This is a genomic window from Pseudomonas sp. LBUM1666, from assembly GCF_059695775.1.
Window position 1 is genome coordinate 6,256,263 of the sequence record NZ_CP166789.1, and the last position, 16,110, is coordinate 6,272,372.

At 55.9% G+C, this 16,110-nt stretch carries 17 protein-coding genes; all 17 read right to left on the reverse strand.

The annotated features are described in order from the left end of the window. Positions 1-39: 39 nt before the first annotated feature. The 17 genes from atpD to rpmH all read right to left on the reverse strand — a co-directional run bounded on the left by atpD (position 40) and on the right by rpmH (position 15,544). Positions 40-1,419 (reverse strand): F0F1 ATP synthase subunit beta, encoded by a 1,380-nt coding sequence (gene atpD / locus ACA056_RS28910; RefSeq protein WP_149628570.1) that lies wholly within the window; start codon positions 1,417-1,419, stop codon positions 40-42. A 27-nt stretch (positions 1,420-1,446) separates the two neighbouring features. Further along, positions 1,447-2,307: a F0F1 ATP synthase subunit gamma gene (gene atpG, locus ACA056_RS28915; protein ID WP_497269557.1), complete on the reverse strand. Its 861-nt coding sequence runs from the start codon at positions 2,305-2,307 to the stop codon at positions 1,447-1,449. Between the two features lie 50 nt (positions 2,308-2,357). After that, a complete protein-coding gene (gene atpA, locus ACA056_RS28920; protein WP_033059681.1) occupies positions 2,358-3,902 on the reverse strand; it encodes a F0F1 ATP synthase subunit alpha in 1,545 nt (514 codons plus the stop codon). A gap of 21 nt (positions 3,903-3,923) precedes the next feature. Continuing rightward, positions 3,924-4,460, reverse strand: coding sequence for a F0F1 ATP synthase subunit delta (locus ACA056_RS28925; protein ID WP_033059683.1), 537 nt, complete (start codon positions 4,458-4,460; stop codon positions 3,924-3,926). Positions 4,461-4,472: 12 nt separating this feature from the next. Further along, positions 4,473-4,943 (reverse strand): F0F1 ATP synthase subunit B, encoded by a 471-nt coding sequence (locus ACA056_RS28930; protein WP_008027535.1) that lies wholly within the window; start codon positions 4,941-4,943, stop codon positions 4,473-4,475. Between the two features lie 56 nt (positions 4,944-4,999). Next, positions 5,000-5,257 carry a F0F1 ATP synthase subunit C gene (gene atpE / locus ACA056_RS28935; protein ID WP_002555987.1) on the reverse strand — a complete coding sequence of 86 codons (258 nt, stop codon included), beginning with the start codon at positions 5,255-5,257 and terminating at the stop codon, positions 5,000-5,002. Between the two features lie 133 nt (positions 5,258-5,390). After that, positions 5,391-6,260 (reverse strand): F0F1 ATP synthase subunit A, encoded by an 870-nt coding sequence (gene atpB, locus ACA056_RS28940; protein ID WP_045061244.1) that lies wholly within the window; start codon positions 6,258-6,260, stop codon positions 5,391-5,393. Positions 6,261-6,276: 16 nt separating this feature from the next. Continuing rightward, a complete protein-coding gene (locus ACA056_RS28945) occupies positions 6,277-6,684 on the reverse strand; it encodes a F0F1 ATP synthase subunit I (protein ID WP_007948092.1) in 408 nt (135 codons plus the stop codon). Between the two features lie 148 nt (positions 6,685-6,832). After that, complete coding sequence (locus tag ACA056_RS28950; RefSeq protein WP_008027541.1) at positions 6,833-7,705, reverse strand: ParB/RepB/Spo0J family partition protein; 873 nt, start codon at positions 7,703-7,705, stop codon at positions 6,833-6,835. A 9-nt stretch (positions 7,706-7,714) separates the two neighbouring features. After that, positions 7,715-8,512: a ParA family protein gene (locus ACA056_RS28955; RefSeq protein ID WP_008155709.1), complete on the reverse strand. Its 798-nt coding sequence runs from the start codon at positions 8,510-8,512 to the stop codon at positions 7,715-7,717. 18 nt (positions 8,513-8,530) lie between these two features. Further along, positions 8,531-9,175 carry a 16S rRNA (guanine(527)-N(7))-methyltransferase RsmG gene (gene rsmG / locus ACA056_RS28960; RefSeq protein ID WP_497269564.1) on the reverse strand — a complete coding sequence of 215 codons (645 nt, stop codon included), beginning with the start codon at positions 9,173-9,175 and terminating at the stop codon, positions 8,531-8,533. Next, on the reverse strand, positions 9,172-11,064 hold the full coding sequence (gene mnmG, locus ACA056_RS28965) for a tRNA uridine-5-carboxymethylaminomethyl(34) synthesis enzyme MnmG (RefSeq protein WP_497269566.1): 1,893 nt from the start codon (positions 11,062-11,064) through the stop codon (positions 9,172-9,174). Before mnmG ends, rsmG begins: the two co-directional genes overlap by 4 nt. A gap of 551 nt (positions 11,065-11,615) precedes the next feature. Further along, positions 11,616-12,986: a tRNA uridine-5-carboxymethylaminomethyl(34) synthesis GTPase MnmE gene (mnmE, locus tag ACA056_RS28970; RefSeq protein ID WP_033059689.1), complete on the reverse strand. Its 1,371-nt coding sequence runs from the start codon at positions 12,984-12,986 to the stop codon at positions 11,616-11,618. A gap of 79 nt (positions 12,987-13,065) precedes the next feature. Beyond that, positions 13,066-14,751 carry a membrane protein insertase YidC gene (gene yidC / locus ACA056_RS28975; RefSeq protein ID WP_497269568.1) on the reverse strand — a complete coding sequence of 562 codons (1,686 nt, stop codon included), beginning with the start codon at positions 14,749-14,751 and terminating at the stop codon, positions 13,066-13,068. Between the two features lie 2 nt (positions 14,752-14,753). After that, positions 14,754-14,999, reverse strand: coding sequence for a membrane protein insertion efficiency factor YidD (gene yidD, locus ACA056_RS28980; protein WP_074872215.1), 246 nt, complete (start codon positions 14,997-14,999; stop codon positions 14,754-14,756). Further along, complete coding sequence (rnpA, locus tag ACA056_RS28985) at positions 14,992-15,393, reverse strand: ribonuclease P protein component (RefSeq protein WP_031319201.1); 402 nt, start codon at positions 15,391-15,393, stop codon at positions 14,992-14,994. The genes yidD and rnpA overlap by 8 nt, the downstream gene beginning before the upstream one ends. A 16-nt stretch (positions 15,394-15,409) precedes the next feature. Next, the gene (rpmH, locus tag ACA056_RS28990; protein ID WP_003213577.1) at positions 15,410-15,544 is read right to left on the reverse strand and encodes a 50S ribosomal protein L34; all 135 of its coding nucleotides are present in this window, start codon (positions 15,542-15,544) and stop codon (positions 15,410-15,412) included. Between the last annotated feature and the right edge of the window lie 566 nt (positions 15,545-16,110).

Genomic DNA, 16,110 nt, shown 5'->3' on the forward strand with positions numbered 1-16,110 from the left:
GCCTCAACCTAAATTAGCGCCCGTTGCCGGGCGCCGGGATTACAGTTTCTTGGCTTTCTCGATCGCTTCTTCGATGCCGCCGACCATGTAGAACGCTTGTTCTGGCAGGTGGTCGTAGTCACCGTTGAGGATGCCTTTGAAGCCAGCAATGGTGTCTTTCAGGGAAACGTATTTACCCGAAGCACCGGTGAAGACTTCAGCCACGAAGAACGGCTGCGACAAGAAACGCTGGATCTTACGAGCACGGTTTACCAACTGCTTGTCGGTTTCCGACAGCTCGTCCATACCCAGGATCGCAATGATGTCCTTCAGTTCTTTGTAACGTTGCAGAACATACTGTACGCCGCGAGCGGTGTCGTAGTGGTCCTGGCCGATTACGTTCGGGTCCAGCTGGCGCGAAGTCGAGTCGAGTGGATCGACCGCTGGGTAGATACCCAGGGAAGCGATGTCACGGGACAGAACGACGGTGGCGTCCAAGTGGGCGAAAGTGGTCGCTGGCGACGGGTCAGTCAAGTCATCCGCAGGTACGTATACCGCTTGGATCGAAGTGATCGAACCGTTTTTGGTCGAAGTGATACGCTCTTGCAGAGTACCCATCTCTTCGGCCAGGGTCGGCTGGTAACCTACTGCGGAAGGCATACGGCCCAGCAGTGCGGATACTTCAGTACCGGCCAGGGTGTAACGATAGATGTTGTCGACGAACAGCAGAACGTCGTTACCTTCGTCACGGAACTTCTCGGCCATGGTCAGGCCGGTCAGTGCTACGCGCAGACGGTTACCCGGCGGCTCGTTCATCTGACCGTAAACCAGTGCCACTTTGTCCAGAACGTTGGAATCCTTCATCTCGTGGTAGAAGTCGTTACCCTCACGAGTACGCTCACCCACACCGGCGAACACGGAATAACCGCTGTGCTCGATGGCGATGTTACGGATCAGTTCCATCATGTTTACGGTTTTGCCTACACCGGCACCACCGAACAGACCGACTTTACCACCCTTGGCGAACGGGCAAACCAGGTCGATAACCTTGATGCCGGTTTCCAGCAGGTCGTTGCCGCCAGCTTGTTCAGCGAAGGTTGGCGCAGGACGGTGAATGCCCCAGCGCTCTTCGGTGTCGATCGGGCCAGCTTCGTCGATCGGGTTGCCCAGTACGTCCATGATCCGGCCCAGGGTCGCTTTACCGACCGGTACGGAGATGGCTGCGCCGGAGTCCTTGACTTCCAGACCGCGCTTCAAGCCTTCGGTGGAACCCATCGCAATGGTACGAACCACGCCGTCGCCCAGCTGTTGCTGAACTTCCAGAGTGGTCCCGGCCGCGCTTTGTACCAACAGCGCGTTGTAGATGCTCGGTACGCTGTCGCGTGGAAATTCCACGTCGATAACGGCGCCGATGATTTGAACGATACGTCCGCTACTCATAGCTGGATCCTCTGAATATTTGAACCGTTAAACCGCGGCAGCGCCGCCGACGATTTCCGAGATCTCTTGGGTGATCGCAGCCTGACGCGCCTTGTTGTAGACCAGCTGCAAATCGCTGATCAAATCACCGGCGTTGTCGGTAGCGTTCTTCATCGCGATCATCCGCGCAGCTTGTTCGGCCGCGTTGTTCTCGACCACCGCCTGGTAGACCTGCGACTCAACGTAGCGGACCATCAAGCCGTCAAGCAGCTCTTTGGCATCCGGTTCGTAGAGATAGTCCCAGTGGTGCTTGAGCGATTGATCCGGGGTTGCCTCCAGTGGAATCAACTGCTCCACAGTAGGCTGTTGCGTCATGGTGTTGATGAACTTGTTGGACACCACGGACAGGCGATCAATACGGCCGTCCAGGTAGGCATCCAGCATCACCTTGACGCTGCCAATCAGATCATTGATCGACGGCTCTTCACCCAGGTGGCTGATAGCTGCAACGACGTTACCGCCGAAGTTGCGGAAGAAAGCCGCACCCTTGCTACCAACAACACACAGATCGATCTCGACGCCGTTATCGCGGTTTACCGCCATGTCCTTGACCAGGGCCTTGAACAGGTTGGTGTTCAAACCACCACACAGACCACGGTCACTGCTCACTACGACATAACCGACGCGCTTGATTTCACGCTCGATCATGAAGGGGTGGCGATATTCCGGGTTGGCGTTGGCCAAATGACCAATAACCTGGCGGATGCGCTCCGCGTAAGGACGGCTAGCAGCCATGCGCATTTGTGCCTTGCGCATTTTACTGACCGCCACTTTTTCCATGGCGCTGGTAATCTTTTGCGTGCTTTTGATGCTCGCAATCTTACTGCGAATCTCTTTTGCGCCTGCCATGTAACACCTATCAGGTTAGCAAGCGGGAGCCTTGCGGCTCCCGCTGCGGCTTACCAGGTTTGGGTGGCCTTGAACTTCTCGATACCGGCTTTCATGCCAGCGTCGATTTCGTCATTGAAGTCACCCTTCACGTTGATCTTCGCCATCAATTCGGCGTGATCGCGGTTGAAGAAAGCAATCAGCGCTTGTTCGAAGCTGCCGATCTTGGCGATTTCAACGTCAGTCAGGAACCCACGCTCAGCGGCATACAGCGACAGCGCCATGTCAGCGATCGACATTGGTGCGTATTGCTTCTGCTTCATCAGCTCGGTAACGCGCTGACCATGCTCAAGTTGCTTACGGGTCGCTTCGTCCAGGTCAGAAGCGAACTGGGCGAATGCCGCCAGTTCACGGTACTGAGCCAGAGCGGTACGGATACCACCGGAGAGCTTCTTGATGATCTTGGTCTGAGCGGCACCACCCACACGGGATACCGAAACACCGGCGTTCACAGCAGGACGGATCCCGGAGTTGAACATGGCCGATTCCAGGAAGATCTGACCGTCGGTGATGGAAATCACGTTGGTCGGAACGAACGCGGAAACGTCGCCAGCCTGGGTTTCGATGATCGGCAGTGCGGTCAGGGAACCGGTTTTGCCGGTCACTGCGCCGTTGGTGAACTTCTCTACGTACTCTTCCGAAACGCGGGATGCGCGCTCCAGCAGACGGGAGTGGAGATAGAACACGTCGCCTGGGTAAGCTTCACGGCCTGGTGGACGGCGCAGCAGCAGGGAAATCTGGCGGTAAGCCACTGCTTGCTTGGACAGATCGTCATAAACGATCAGCGCGTCTTCACCGCGGTCGCGGAAGAATTCACCCATGGTGCAACCGGAGTACGGTGCCAGGAACTGCAGTGCTGCAGATTCCGAAGCGCTCGCGGCAACGACGATGGTGTTAGCCAGTGCGCCGTTTTCTTCCAGTTTGCGAACCACGTTAGCGATGGTCGATTGTTTCTGACCGATAGCTACGTAGACGCAGAAAATACCGCTGTTCTTCTGGTTGATGATCGCGTCGATCGCCAGAGCGGTTTTACCGATCTGACGGTCACCGATGATCAGCTCACGCTGGCCACGGCCGACAGGAATCATGGCATCGACAGCCTTGTAGCCAGTCTGTACAGGCTGGTCTACCGACTTACGCCAGATCACGCCTGGAGCAACTTTCTCGACCGCATCGGTCTCGGTGTTGTTCAGCGGACCTTTGCCGTCAACCGGGTTACCCAGTGCGTCGACTACGCGACCCAGCAGTTCCTTACCAACCGGAACTTCGAGGATGCGGCCAGTGCACTTGGCGCTCATGCCTTCAGCCAGAGACTGGTAAGAGCCCAATACAACGGCACCTACAGAGTCTTGCTCCAGGTTGAGAGCCATACCGAAGACGCCGCCCGGAAACTCGATCATCTCGCCGTACATTACGTCGGCCAGACCGTGAATCCGCACGATACCGTCAGATACGCTGACGACAGTGCCTTCGTTACGGGCTTGGGAGGTCACATCGAGCTTGTCGATGCGGCCCTTGATAATTTCACTTATTTCGGAAGGATTGAGTTGCTGCATTGCTCTGCTGCCCCTTCAAACTCAAGATTTCAATGCTTCGGCAAGGTTCGCGAGTTTGCCGCGAATCGAGCCATCGATTACCAGGTCGCCGGCGCGGATGATGACACCACCAATAAGGGTGGCATCCTCCGCAGCGTGCAGTCGCACTTCCCGGCCGAGCCGTGCACTGAGAACCTTGGCGAGTTTGTCTTGCTGTTCTTGGTTCAATGCAAAAGCACTGGTTACGTCCACGTCTACCGATTTCTCTTGTTCGGCCTTGTACAGGTCAAACAGAGCGGCGATCTCCGGCAAAAGCGGGAGACGGTCGTTTTCGGCAACGACGTGAATGAAATTCTGTGCCTTGGCATCGAACTTGTCGCCACACACGTCAATAAACGTGGTGGCCTTGTTTGCGCTCGTCAGTCGCGGGGCCTTGAGCACGCGCTGCATGGTGTCGTCTTGCGACACTGCTGCAGCCAGGCCGAGCATGGCTGACCAAGAGGCCAGTTGCTGGTGGGCCTGGGCGTGCTCGAAGGCTGCCTTAGCGTAAGGTCGGGCCAACGTGGTCAATTCTGCCATGATCGCCCTCGCTTAAATTTCAGCAGCCAGTTTGTTTACCAGCTCCGCGTGCGCGTTTTGATCGATTGTGGCACCCAGGATCTTCTCGGCGCCGCCAACGGCCAGAGCACCCAATTGGGCACGCAGCGCGTCTTTGACACTGTTCAGTTCCTGCTCGATCTCGGCCTGAGCCTGAACCTTCACACGGTCAGCGTCGATACGGGCTTTTTCAACAGCCTCTTCAACGATCTGGTTACCGCGTTTCTTGGCTTGCTCAATGATTTCGGCTGCCTGAGCTTTTGCTTCGCGCAGTTGTTGACCCGCTTTATCTTGGGCCAACTCCAGGTCGCGAGCTGCTCGGGCGGCAGCGTCCAGTCCATCCGCGATCTTCTTCTGACGTTCGTGCAAAGCCGCGATGACCGGAGGCCACACGAACTTCATGCAAAACAGTACAAAAATGAAGAACGCAACGGACTGGCCAATCAGGGTTGCATTAATGTTCACGCCAACACCTCGCTCGTTCGTTGCACATCACACCAATTACTCGAAGGTTCGAGTAATTAGCCAGCGAGTTGACCAACGAATGGGTTCGCGAAGGTGAAGAACAGAGCGATACCAACACCGATCATGGTTACGGCGTCGAGCAGACCGGCAACGATGAACATTTTAACTTGCAGCATTGGAACCATCTCTGGCTGACGCGCTGCGCCTTCCAGGAACTTGCCACCCAACAGGCCGAAACCAATTGCGGTACCCAGTGCGCCCAGGCCGATCAACAGTGCAACAGCGATAGCGGTTAGACCAACTACAGTTTCCATCTTTCCTCCCGACTTTTACGTCGTATGGTTTAGGTTTTTTAGATTTTAAAGCGGTAAAACAAATCGTTTCATAGCCCTGTTCGGGCACCCACCCGTTTGACCGAGTGGGACATCAGACTAGTCGAGACTGGTCTTAATGGTTCTCTTCGTGCGCCATCGAGAGGTAAACGATGGTCAGCATCATGAAGATAAACGCCTGCAGGGTGATGATCAGGATGTGGAACACAGCCCACGCCCACTGCAGAACTATGCCCAGGCCGCTAAGCCAGAGCAGACCGCTGCCGAACATCACAGCAATCAGAATGAAGACCAGCTCGCCGGCATACATGTTGCCGAACAGACGCAGTGCCAGAGAGATTGGCTTGGCGATCAGGGTGACGAATTCCAGCAGGAAGTTCACCGGGATCAGCAGCGCTTGCAGGAAAATGTTCTTGCTGCCGAAAGGGTGCAGGGTCAGTTCGCCGATGAAGCCGCCAATGCCCTTGACCTTGATGCTGTAGAAAATGATCAACGCGAACACCGACAGGGCCATGCCCAGGGTAGCGTTCGGGTCAGTGGTCGATACGGCACGGAACGGAATGTGCGCATCGCCAGTGATCAGGATGGCCAGTTGAGGAATCCAGTCGACCGGGATCAGGTCGACGGCGTTCATCAGGAAGACCCAGACGAAGATGGTCAGTGCCAACGGTGCAATCACCGGGCTACGGCCATGGAAGCTGTCTTTCACGCTGCCATCGACGAATTCGACCAATACTTCAACGAAGTTCTGCAAAGCACCAGGCTGACCGGAAGTCGCCTTCTTTGCCGCCATGCGGAAAAGAAGAACGAAGATCAGACCCAACGCGACCGACCAGCCGAGAGTATCGACGTGGAAAGCCCAGAAGCCCATTTCTTTGGCTTCTGCTGCGGTGTGGGCAAAACCCCACCCGCCAGTTGGGTGCTGACCGAAGGTCAGGTTCTGCAAGTGGTGCTGGATATAGCCCGAAGCGGTTGTCTCTGCCATGGTTGCCTCAAACGCCCTAAGGTCTCGAAAGTCTTGTTCTCATCAGCAGGGGCGCGAACCAGCTGACCAGTTGGGTCAACACGAAGACGCCGAATACAGCTAGCGGCGCCAATGGCTTCACACCTGCAAACGTCAATGCAAAGAGCACTGCCGTCAAAATTAGTTTGCCCGCCTCGCCGGCATAAAAAGACCGGACGATGGCTTGAGCTGCTCGGGCGCCGGAAAACCGAAATGCCCTGTGAGCGAAATAAACATTGGGTAGCAAGGCTATCAGGCCTCCGCAGAGTCCTGAGTACCCGGCTACGACTCCATGCCAGTACCAGAGCGCCAAAGCGGCCAGTACCAAAACGACAAATTGAGCCAGTAAGACCGGAAAAACTGCCAGGCGATGGAACGGCAAGCGGTTTGGCGTGCGGCTCTCCATCGTTTTTGCTCCCCAATGATCGGCTGCCAGAATTCAATAACTTGGCATAATTTGTGCCGACAAAATGCGCGCAGAGTATAGGGGCGGTTCTGCCCCTATTCAACTGTCAGGTAGTGATTTCCGACTGCACGCTACATGAGGAAATGTTTCAGCGGATGTGTGCAAGTACACCTTGAAGCTCATCCAGGGAGTTGTAACCGATCACCAACTGCCCCTTCCCCTTTTTACCGTGGCGGATCTGCACCGCAGAGCCTAGGCGCTCAGCCAGACGCTGTTCGAGTCGAGCAATATCCGGGTCCGGCTTTACCGGTTCAGCAGGTTCCTGTTTTCCACTCAACCACTGGCGAACCAGTGCTTCAGTCTGGCGTACAGTCAGCCCCCGTGCGACAACGTGTCGCGCCCCTTCAACCTGTTGATTTTCCGGTAAACCGAGCAAAGCACGGGCATGACCCATTTCCAGGTCGCCGTGGGACAGCATGGTTTTGATGACTTCCGGCAACGCGATCAAGCGTAGCAGGTTGGCCACGGTCACGCGGGATTTGCCCACCGCTTCGGCCACTTGTTGCTGCGTCAGCTGGAATTCCTGCTGCAAACGCTGCAAAGCCACTGCTTCTTCGATCGGGTTGAGGTCTTCGCGCTGGATGTTCTCGATCAGCGCCATGGCGATCGCTGTTTCATCCGGCACATCGCGAACCATCGCCGGGATGGTTTCCTGGCCCGCTTGCTGGCTGGCGCGCCAGCGGCGTTCGCCGGCGATAATTTCGAAGCGACCGCTGCCGATCGGACGAACCACGATGGGCTGCATCACGCCCTGAGCCTTGATCGACTGCGCCAGCTCTTCCAGCGCCTGAGGATCCATATCCCGGCGCGGCTGGTACTTGCCGCGCTGGATCAGGTCCAGGGGCAGGTGTTGCAGCTCACGCTGATCAGCCTGCACCGCTTGTTCTTCCAGCGAGCTGACAGTCGGACCACTCAGCAGTGCATCCAGTCCACGTCCGAGACCTCGTTTCTTGACGGCCATGGGGATTCCTTAAGTTGCCTGAGCAGCGGCAGTGCGTGAGTTTTTGCGTTGACGACGAACCATCTCGCCCGCCAATGCCAGATAGGCAATGGCGCCCCGCGATGATTTGTCGTACGCCAGCGCCGGCATACCATAGCTTGGTGCTTCAGCCAGGCGGATGTTGCGCGGAATCACCGTGTCGTAGAGCTGCTCGCCGAAGTGTTCCTTGAGCTGTGCCGATACATCGTTCATCAGGCTCAGGCGCGGGTCATACATGGTCCGCAACAGGCCTTCGACTTTCAGGTTCGGGTTCAGCAACTCAGCGATGCGCTTGATGTTATCCACAAGGTCGCTCAAACCTTCGAGCGCGAAGTACTCGCACTGCATGGGGATAATCACCCCGTCAGCCGCAACCAGTGCGTTAAGCGTGAGCATCGACAACGACGGCGGGCAGTCGATCAAGATGTAATCGTAGTTTTCACGGATCGGCGCCAGCGCGCTGCGCAGGCGGCTTTCCTTCATCTGCATTTCCAGCAGAACCACTTCGGCCGCGGTCAGGTCACGGTTGGCCGGCAGCAGTTGGTAACCACCGTGCTCGGAGTAGTGCATGGCCTGGGCCAGATCGCATTCACCGATCAGCAGGTCGTAGACCGAGTTTTCCAGGCCGTGTTTATCCACACCGCTACCCATGGTGGCGTTGCCCTGTGGATCGAGATCGATCAACAGCACCCGACGCTTGGTAGCGACCAGGGAAGCTGCGAGGTTGATACAGGTGGTGGTCTTGCCCACACCACCCTTTTGGTTCGCTATCGCGAATACCTTAGCCATTCTTGCTTGTGTTCCCAATCATGCCGTGCGGCGCAGTATCAGCAGATGGCGTTGGCCTTGGCAACCGGGTACGGCCAGGGCGTGTTCGCTATCGAGGTGGAAGTCTGCCGGCAATGCTACCAGCTCATCGGCGGGATGAACGCCCTTCATTGCCAGCCAACGTGTTTCGGTGTCGCCGAGGTGGCGAGTCCAGTTGCTGAAGTTCTCCATGCTGCTGAACGCCCGGGAAATGATCCCGTTGAATGGCTGATCAGGCTGAAAAGCTTCGACGCGACTGTGGATAACTTGCAGGTTATCCAGTTTGAGTTCGAGTTTGACCTGGGTCAGGAAGCGGGTTTTCTTGCCGTTGCTGTCCAGGCAGGTCACTTGGGACCCTGGAAACAGGATGGCCAACGGAATACCCGGCATGCCACCACCGCTGCCGACGTCCAGCCAGCGACCGTTTTCGACGAACGACATCACGCTCAAACTATCGAGCAAGTGACGGGAAACCATTTCATCCGGATCGCGTACGGCGGTCAGGTTGTAAGCCTTGTTCCATTTGATCAACAGGGCCAGATAACCCAGCAGCTGAGCATGCTGGGTTTCTGTCAGCGTGACACCGAGCTGGCGAGCACCTGTGGATAACTCTTCTGCGTGTTGCGAGGTGACCAACGAACTCAAGCGCTTTGCTCCAACTGACGGCCCGCGCCGCGTTTTTTCAAATGAATCATCAACAGCGAAATCGCTGCCGGCGTCACACCCGGGATACGCGACGCCTGGCCTAAAGTCTCTGGACGGGTCGCACCGAGCTTGCTCTGGATCTCTTTGGAGAGACCGGAAATATTCGTGTAATCGATATCCACAGGCAGTTTTGTGTCTTCGCTGGCCCGCAGCCGTGCGATTTCATCCTGTTGACGATCGATGTAACCGGCGTATTTGGTCTTGATTTCGACCTGCTCGGCGACTTGTGGATCTTCTGCGCCGCCACCGGTCACGGCGATCAGACCAGCGTAGTCGATTTCCGGACGGCTCAGCAGGTTGAGCAAGTTGTATTCGTGGGTCAGCGGCGTGCCGAATTTCTCGGAAATCGCATCGCCTTGCTCGGTGCCTGGGCGAACCCAGGTACTTTTCAAGCGTTGTTCTTCCAGCGTAATGCTTTCGCGTTTGGTGCAGAACGCAGCCCAACGCGCGTCATCCACCAGACCCAGTTCGCGACCTTTTTCGGTCAAGCGCAGGTCGGCGTTGTCTTCGCGCAGGATCAGGCGGTATTCGGCGCGGGACGTGAACATCCGATACGGTTCCTGGGTACCCAAAGTAATCAGGTCGTCGACCAACACTCCGATGTATGCCTCGTCGCGACGCGGGCACCAGGCATCTTTGCCCTGAGCACGCAGTGCGGCGTTGGCCCCTGCCAGCAAACCCTGGGCGCCGGCTTCTTCGTAACCGGTGGTGCCGTTGATTTGTCCGGCGAAGAACAGACCGCCGATGACTTTGGTTTCCAGGTTGTACTTCAGGTCACGCGGGTCGAAGTAGTCGTATTCGATGGCGTAGCCCGGGCGAACGATATGCGCGTTTTCCATCCCGCGGATCGATTGCACGATCTGCAGTTGTACGTCGAATGGCAGGGATGTGGATATCCCGTTCGGGTACAGCTCGTTGGTCGTCAGGCCTTCCGGTTCGATGAAGACCTGATGGCTTTCCTTGTCGGCAAAGCGATGGATCTTGTCTTCGATCGACGGGCAGTAACGCGGGCCGATACCTTCGATTACACCGGAATACATCGGCGAACGATCAAGGTTAGCGGCAATAATTTCGTGGGTGCGGGCGTTGGTGTGGGTAATCCAGCAGCTGACCTGTTTCGGATGCTGCTCTTTGGAACCCATGAACGACATCACCGGGATCGGTGTATCGCCTGCTTGCTCGGTCATCACCGAGAAATCCACAGAACGACCGTCGATACGTGGCGGTGTGCCGGTTTTCAGGCGACCAACGCGCAATGGCAATTCACGCAAACGGTGAGCCAGGGCGATCGACGGCGGATCACCGGCACGGCCACCGGAAAAATTCTGCATTCCGATGTGGATAAGTCCACCGAGGAAGGTGCCAGTGGTCAACACCACGGAATCGGCCAAGAAACGCAGGCCCATTTGGGTGACAACACCGCGCACTTGTTCCTGCTCGACGATCAGGTCGTCGGCTGCCTGTTGAAATATCCACAGGTTCGGCTGGTTTTCGAGGATTTCGCGGACAGCGGCCTTGTACAGAACCCGATCAGCCTGAGCGCGGGTTGCCCGCACGGCCGGGCCTTTGCGGCTGTTCAATACGCGAAATTGAATACCACCTTTATCGGTAGCTATGGCCATCGCGCCGCCGAGGGCATCGATTTCCTTGACCAGATGGCTTTTGCCAATCCCACCGATAGCGGGGTTGCAACTCATGGCACCGAGGGTTTCCACGTTATGCGTCAACAACAGGGTTTTTGCCCCCATGCGTGCTGACGCCAGTGCTGCCTCGGTACCGGCATGACCGCCGCCGATGACGATCACTTCAAAACGGGAAGGGAAATCCACCACGCACCTCGTGCCTGCTTCAGTTAGGTAATCAGGAATAGTTTGAGCTCAGGTTTTTGGACCTGGTCGGCAAGTATAGGGACTTCGCCCTTCCTAAAGAACCCTTTGCACAAAATTTAACCAGCTGTGGAGAAGTCGCGGTTATAGAAATTAAAAAGAGAGAAATTTATTAAATCTTTGTTTTTATGTTTATTTCTACTGAGCCACATTTCTGTGGATAGATCTCTACAGGCCTTTATATTCAATATGTACAGAGATTCAAAACCCTGTGGTCATGTGCCAATGAGGCCCTTGGATAACCGGTTTAAGCCTGTGGATTAAAGGGGTGCTTATCCACAGGGGCGGTTATCTTCAGTTTTGAGGCCCTGTTATCAACTGCCCTTAGAGGCAGTTATTCACAGGGCTTAATCCACAGAAAACTGCTGAATAAGCAAATCCAGGGCTCGGGAAATCCGCTCAAGCAGAAAGAATCTGCTCAGCACTGGAAGAGAATTCGAGAAAAGGAGGGAACAGACAGGCACTAATGGCCTGTCTGTGGACAACGGGGAAGATTATTTACCGATACAGAAGCTGGAAAAGATCCGTCCCAACAGGTCATCGGAGCTGAATGCACCAGTGATTTCACCCAAAGCGTGTTGGGCTTGTCGCAAATCCTCGGCTAACAGTTCACCGGCACCCGCCAGGGTCAGCTGTGCCCGGCCGTGCTCAAGGGAAGCACTGGCGTGACGCAACGCTTCAAGGTGACGCCTGCGAGCACTGAAGCTGCTTTCCGAGGTCTGTTCGTAGCCCATGCACGCCTTAAGGTGGTCACGCAGCAATTCCAGCCCTTCACCTGCAGATTTGGCGCTCAGGCTGATGGTGACGTGGCCATCCTCGCTGACTTCCAGGGCAATGGCTTCGCCAGTGAGGTCAGCTTTGTTTCGGATCAGCGTGACTTTCGCCGGATCGGGACGGATTTCCAGAAATTCAGGCCATAACGCGAACGGATCAAGTGCCTCAGGAGCCGTCGCATCGACCACCAACAGCACGCGATCAGCCTCGCCGATCGCTTTCAATGCCCGTTCAACGCCGATTTTTTCCACCTGGTCGTCGGTATCTCGCAGACCTGCGGTGTCGACCACGTGCAGCGGCATACCATCGATGTGGATATGTTCACGAAGAATGTCCCGGGTGGTGCCGGCAATCTCGGTGACGATCGCGGCTTCACGACCGGCCAGTGCATTCAACAGGCTGGACTTACCGGCATTCGGTCGGCCGGCGATCACCACGGTCATCCCGTCACGCAGCAAGGCACCTTGCCCGGCTTCGCGTAGTACGGTGGATAACTCGTCACGCACTTTGTCGAGCATGCTCAGTACGTGACCATCGGCGAGGAAGTCGATTTCTTCTTCAGGGAAGTCGATCGCCGCTTCGACATAGATGCGCAGGCCAATCAATTGCTCGGTGAGGTTATGCACACGCTCGGAGAATGCGCCCTGCAAGGAACGCAGGGCATTTCGTGCAGCCTGTGCAGAACTCGCTTCGATCAAGTCAGCGATGGCCTCGGCCTGAGCCAGGTCGAGTTTGTCATTGAGGAACGCGCGCTCGCTGAATTCACCCGGCCGGGCCAACCGACAGCCCAGTTCCAGGCAACGCTTGAGCAGCATATCCAGAACTATAGGACCGCCATGTCCCTGTAGTTCCAGCACATCTTCACCGGTGAATGAGTTCGGGCCGGGAAAATACAGGGCGATACCTTGATCCAGCACCTCATCGTTTTCACTGAGGAACGGGCCGTAGTGGGCGAATCGCGGCTTGAGTTCACGACCGCTGAAGGCCTTGGCCGCAACACTCGCCAGCGGCCCGGAAATACGGACGATGCCCACACCACCGCGACCTTGAGCGGTGGCGACGGCGGCGATGGTTTCACGAGGAACGCTCATAAACCGTTATCCAGACAAAAGTGACAGATAGCAAAACGCCCCACTAGGGGGCGTTTTGAGTGGTTATCCACAGTGTAAATCAGGCAGCTGCTTTGGTAGCTGCTTCGACTTTACGAGTGATGTACCACTGTTGGGCGATCGACAGGCAGTTGTTCACTACCCAGTACAGCACCAGACCTGCCGGGAACCACAGGAAGAAGAAGGTGAAGATGATTGGCATCAACTTCATCACCTTGGCCTGCATCGGGTCCGGAGGAGTCGGGTTCAGCTGCTGCTGGATGAACATGGTTGCACCCATGATGATCGGCAGAATGAAGAACGGATCCTTGATCGACAGGTCAGTAATCCACAGCATGAACGGCGCTTGGCGCATTTCAACGCTTTCCAGCAGAACCCAGTACAGCGAAAGGAAAACCGGCATCTGCACGAGGATTGGCAAGCAACCACCCAGCGGATTGATCTTCTCCTTCTTGTACAGCTCCATCATGGCTTGCGACATTTTCTGCCGGTCGTCGCCGTGTTGCTCTTTCAGCGCAGCCAGTTTCGGTGCCACCGCACGCATGCGCGCCATGGATTTGTAGCTGGCAGCCGACAGCGGGAAGAAAATCCCTTTGATCAGCATGGTCAGGAAGATGATCGACCAGCCCCAGTTACCGACGATTGCGTGGATGTGTCCCAGCAACCAGAAGATTGGTTGGGCGATGAACCACAGAATGCCGTAGTCGACAGTCAGTTCCAGACCTGGGGACAACTCTTTCAGCACGGCCTGGCTTTTTGGACCCGCGTACAGAACGGCACTGGTTTCGGCTTTTGCACCTGGCGCGACGCTCATTGCCGGGCCGGTATAACCGATGATGTAGTTGCCCTTGCTGTCTTTACGGGTCTGGACGACGTTATTTTCGCCCTTGGCCGGAATCCATGCGGTGACGAAGTAGTGTTGCAACCAGGCAACCCAACCACCACTGACCGTTTCCTTCAACTGCGCCTTGTCCATGTCCTTCATGGACACTTTCTTGTACGGCTCGTTACTTGTCCACAGGGCAGCGCCCAGGTAAGTCGCAGTACCAGTGGCGGTGGTTGAGGAAGGATCGCCGCTGGCGTCACGCTTCAATTGCGCGAACATTGCACCGGACCAAGGCTGAGCACTCTGGTTATCGATCAGGTAGGAAACGGTTACGTCATACAGGCCACGTTTCAGGGTGAAACGCTTGATGTAGTTGACGCCGTCCTTGCTGAACTTCAGGTCTGCGACCAATTGGTCCTGACCGTCAGCCAGTTGGTAAATCTTCTTCTCCGAGGAGTAAACCGGACGGCCGGCAGGACTGGCGTCCGGACCGTTGGTGCCGATCAGACCGCTCTGGGCCAGATAAGTCCGCTCGTTGCCGTTATCGAACAACTGGAATGGAATTTCCGGATGGTCCTGGCGACGTGGATACAGCGGCAGCGTCAACTGGGCAACATCGCCACCTTGTGGATCGATTGCCAGGTTGAGCACATCCGTTTTGATCTGGATGAGGTCTTTGTTTGCAGCTACTGGTGTTTCAGCAGGTGCAGTTGCACTGGTATCGCTTGCGGCGCGTGGAATGTCGTCACTGACAGAAGCATTATTGCCAGTCGCCGTGTCCGGTAGGCCCGGTGCGGTAGTACTGGAAGCAACATTCTGAGTCGGCAGGGCAGCCTGGCCATAGTCCTGGTTCCATTTAAGAACCATAACGTAGGACACGATTGCCAGGGCGACGATCAGGATCGTGCGTTTGATATCCATGATTACTCGGCCATCGAAGAAGAACGGGAGGTAGGGATAGATGGAACCGGGTCATAACCACCGGGATTCCACGGATGACAGCGACCTAAACGACGAAAGGCCAGCCAGCCACCGCGCAGAAGGCCATGATTTTCTATGGCTTCATACGCGTAGCAGGAACAACTGGGGTAGAAACGACAGTGACTGGCCATCAGAGGACTAATGGCATAGCGATAAAACTGGATCGGAACGAGTGCCAGTTTACGCATCGGGACTGTCTACCCCTACAGTTTCGGTTTTGACTGCTGGTACCGGCGTGCTGCGTGCCAGACGCTTCCAGAGTTTGCCGAAATGCTGAATCAATTCGGGGTTTTCTACGTCACCCAAACCTTTGCGCGCGACGATAACGATGTCCCAGCCGGCCAGTGAGTCCTGGTTCAGACGGAACGATTCGCGCATCAGACGTTTGAGGCGATTGCGCTCGACGGAGAGCTTTACGCTCTTTTTCCCGATAACCAGCCCGAGACGGGGGTGATCGAGATCGTTGTTGCGCGCAAGGAGCAGGAGATTTTTCCCCGGAACCTTGCCGGTAGGGGAGTCAAAGACTGCCTTGAAATGCCGGGGAGTAAGCAGACGCTTTTCCCGACTGAAGTCCTGACTCACCTCCAGTGCCGGATTATCAAACTGCCAGACGCGCACGACCTTTGGCGCGACGACGCGACAGGACGGCGCGACCGTTTTTGGTAGCCATGCGAGCACGGAAACCGTGGGTACGAGCGCGTTTGATAGTGCTTGGTTGGAAAGTACGTTTCATTGTCGTGTTACCTGGTTCGTCCACAACGGGCCGGAATGGCCCCCGTTTTAAGAGACCGGGGATTCTAGAGAAAGCAAGCCTCTAGGTCAATTTCCAACCAGCGTTTCCTTATAAATAGATCTTCAGGCGTTTTCCTGCCGAGCTCCTTAGCTAGATATAGAAATTAAGAAGGAAAGTATTTAAAGCTTTTCTGTAAAGCTTATAAAAGCTAGGGGCACGATCATCTGTGGATAACTGCCATAAGCCCTTTAAAGTCGTGATGTACAGAGAATGACAACTACGGTGGAAAACGGTGGTAACCCTGTGCTGCGCTGTCGGATAAGCTGTGTGTGAAAGAGGTACTTATCCACAGCGTGGTTATCCACCGAGTTTCGCCCCCACTTGTACAACGACCTTAGGCCCGGTTATCCACAGAGCTTATGCACAGACCGCTGGTCGTCTTTTTTTCGTATAAATCACTGATTCTTCATGGGAGGTGCACAACCTTCGTGTGGATAAGTCGGGGCTTCGTCGGCTACAATGGCGGCTTGTTTTTGCCTCACCGGCTTTCAACTTAGGGGATATCC

Coding starts and splice junctions, on each gene's coding strand:
- atpD (WP_149628570.1), bottom strand. CDS start 1,419: ATGAGTAGCGGACGTATCGTTCAAATCATCGGCGCCGTTATCGACGTG.
- atpG (WP_497269557.1), bottom strand. CDS start 2,307: ATGGCAGGCGCAAAAGAGATTCGCAGTAAGATTGCGAGCATCAAAAGC.
- atpA (WP_033059681.1), bottom strand. CDS start 3,902: ATGCAGCAACTCAATCCTTCCGAAATAAGTGAAATTATCAAGGGCCGC.
- ACA056_RS28925 (WP_033059683.1), bottom strand. CDS start 4,460: ATGGCAGAATTGACCACGTTGGCCCGACCTTACGCTAAGGCAGCCTTC.
- atpE (WP_002555987.1), bottom strand. CDS start 5,257: ATGGAAACTGTAGTTGGTCTAACCGCTATCGCTGTTGCACTGTTGATC.
- atpB (WP_045061244.1), bottom strand. CDS start 6,260: ATGGCAGAGACAACCGCTTCGGGCTATATCCAGCACCACTTGCAGAAC.
- ACA056_RS28945 (WP_007948092.1), bottom strand. CDS start 6,684: ATGGAGAGCCGCACGCCAAACCGCTTGCCGTTCCATCGCCTGGCAGTT.
- ACA056_RS28950 (WP_008027541.1), bottom strand. CDS start 7,705: ATGGCCGTCAAGAAACGAGGTCTCGGACGTGGACTGGATGCACTGCTG.
- ACA056_RS28955 (WP_008155709.1), bottom strand. CDS start 8,512: ATGGCTAAGGTATTCGCGATAGCGAACCAAAAGGGTGGTGTGGGCAAG.
- mnmE (WP_033059689.1), bottom strand. CDS start 12,986: ATGAGCGTTCCTCGTGAAACCATCGCCGCCGTCGCCACCGCTCAAGGT.
- yidC (WP_497269568.1), bottom strand. CDS start 14,751: ATGGATATCAAACGCACGATCCTGATCGTCGCCCTGGCAATCGTGTCC.
- yidD (WP_074872215.1), bottom strand. CDS start 14,999: ATGCGTAAACTGGCACTCGTTCCGATCCAGTTTTATCGCTATGCCATT.
- rpmH (WP_003213577.1), bottom strand. CDS start 15,544: ATGAAACGTACTTTCCAACCAAGCACTATCAAACGCGCTCGTACCCAC.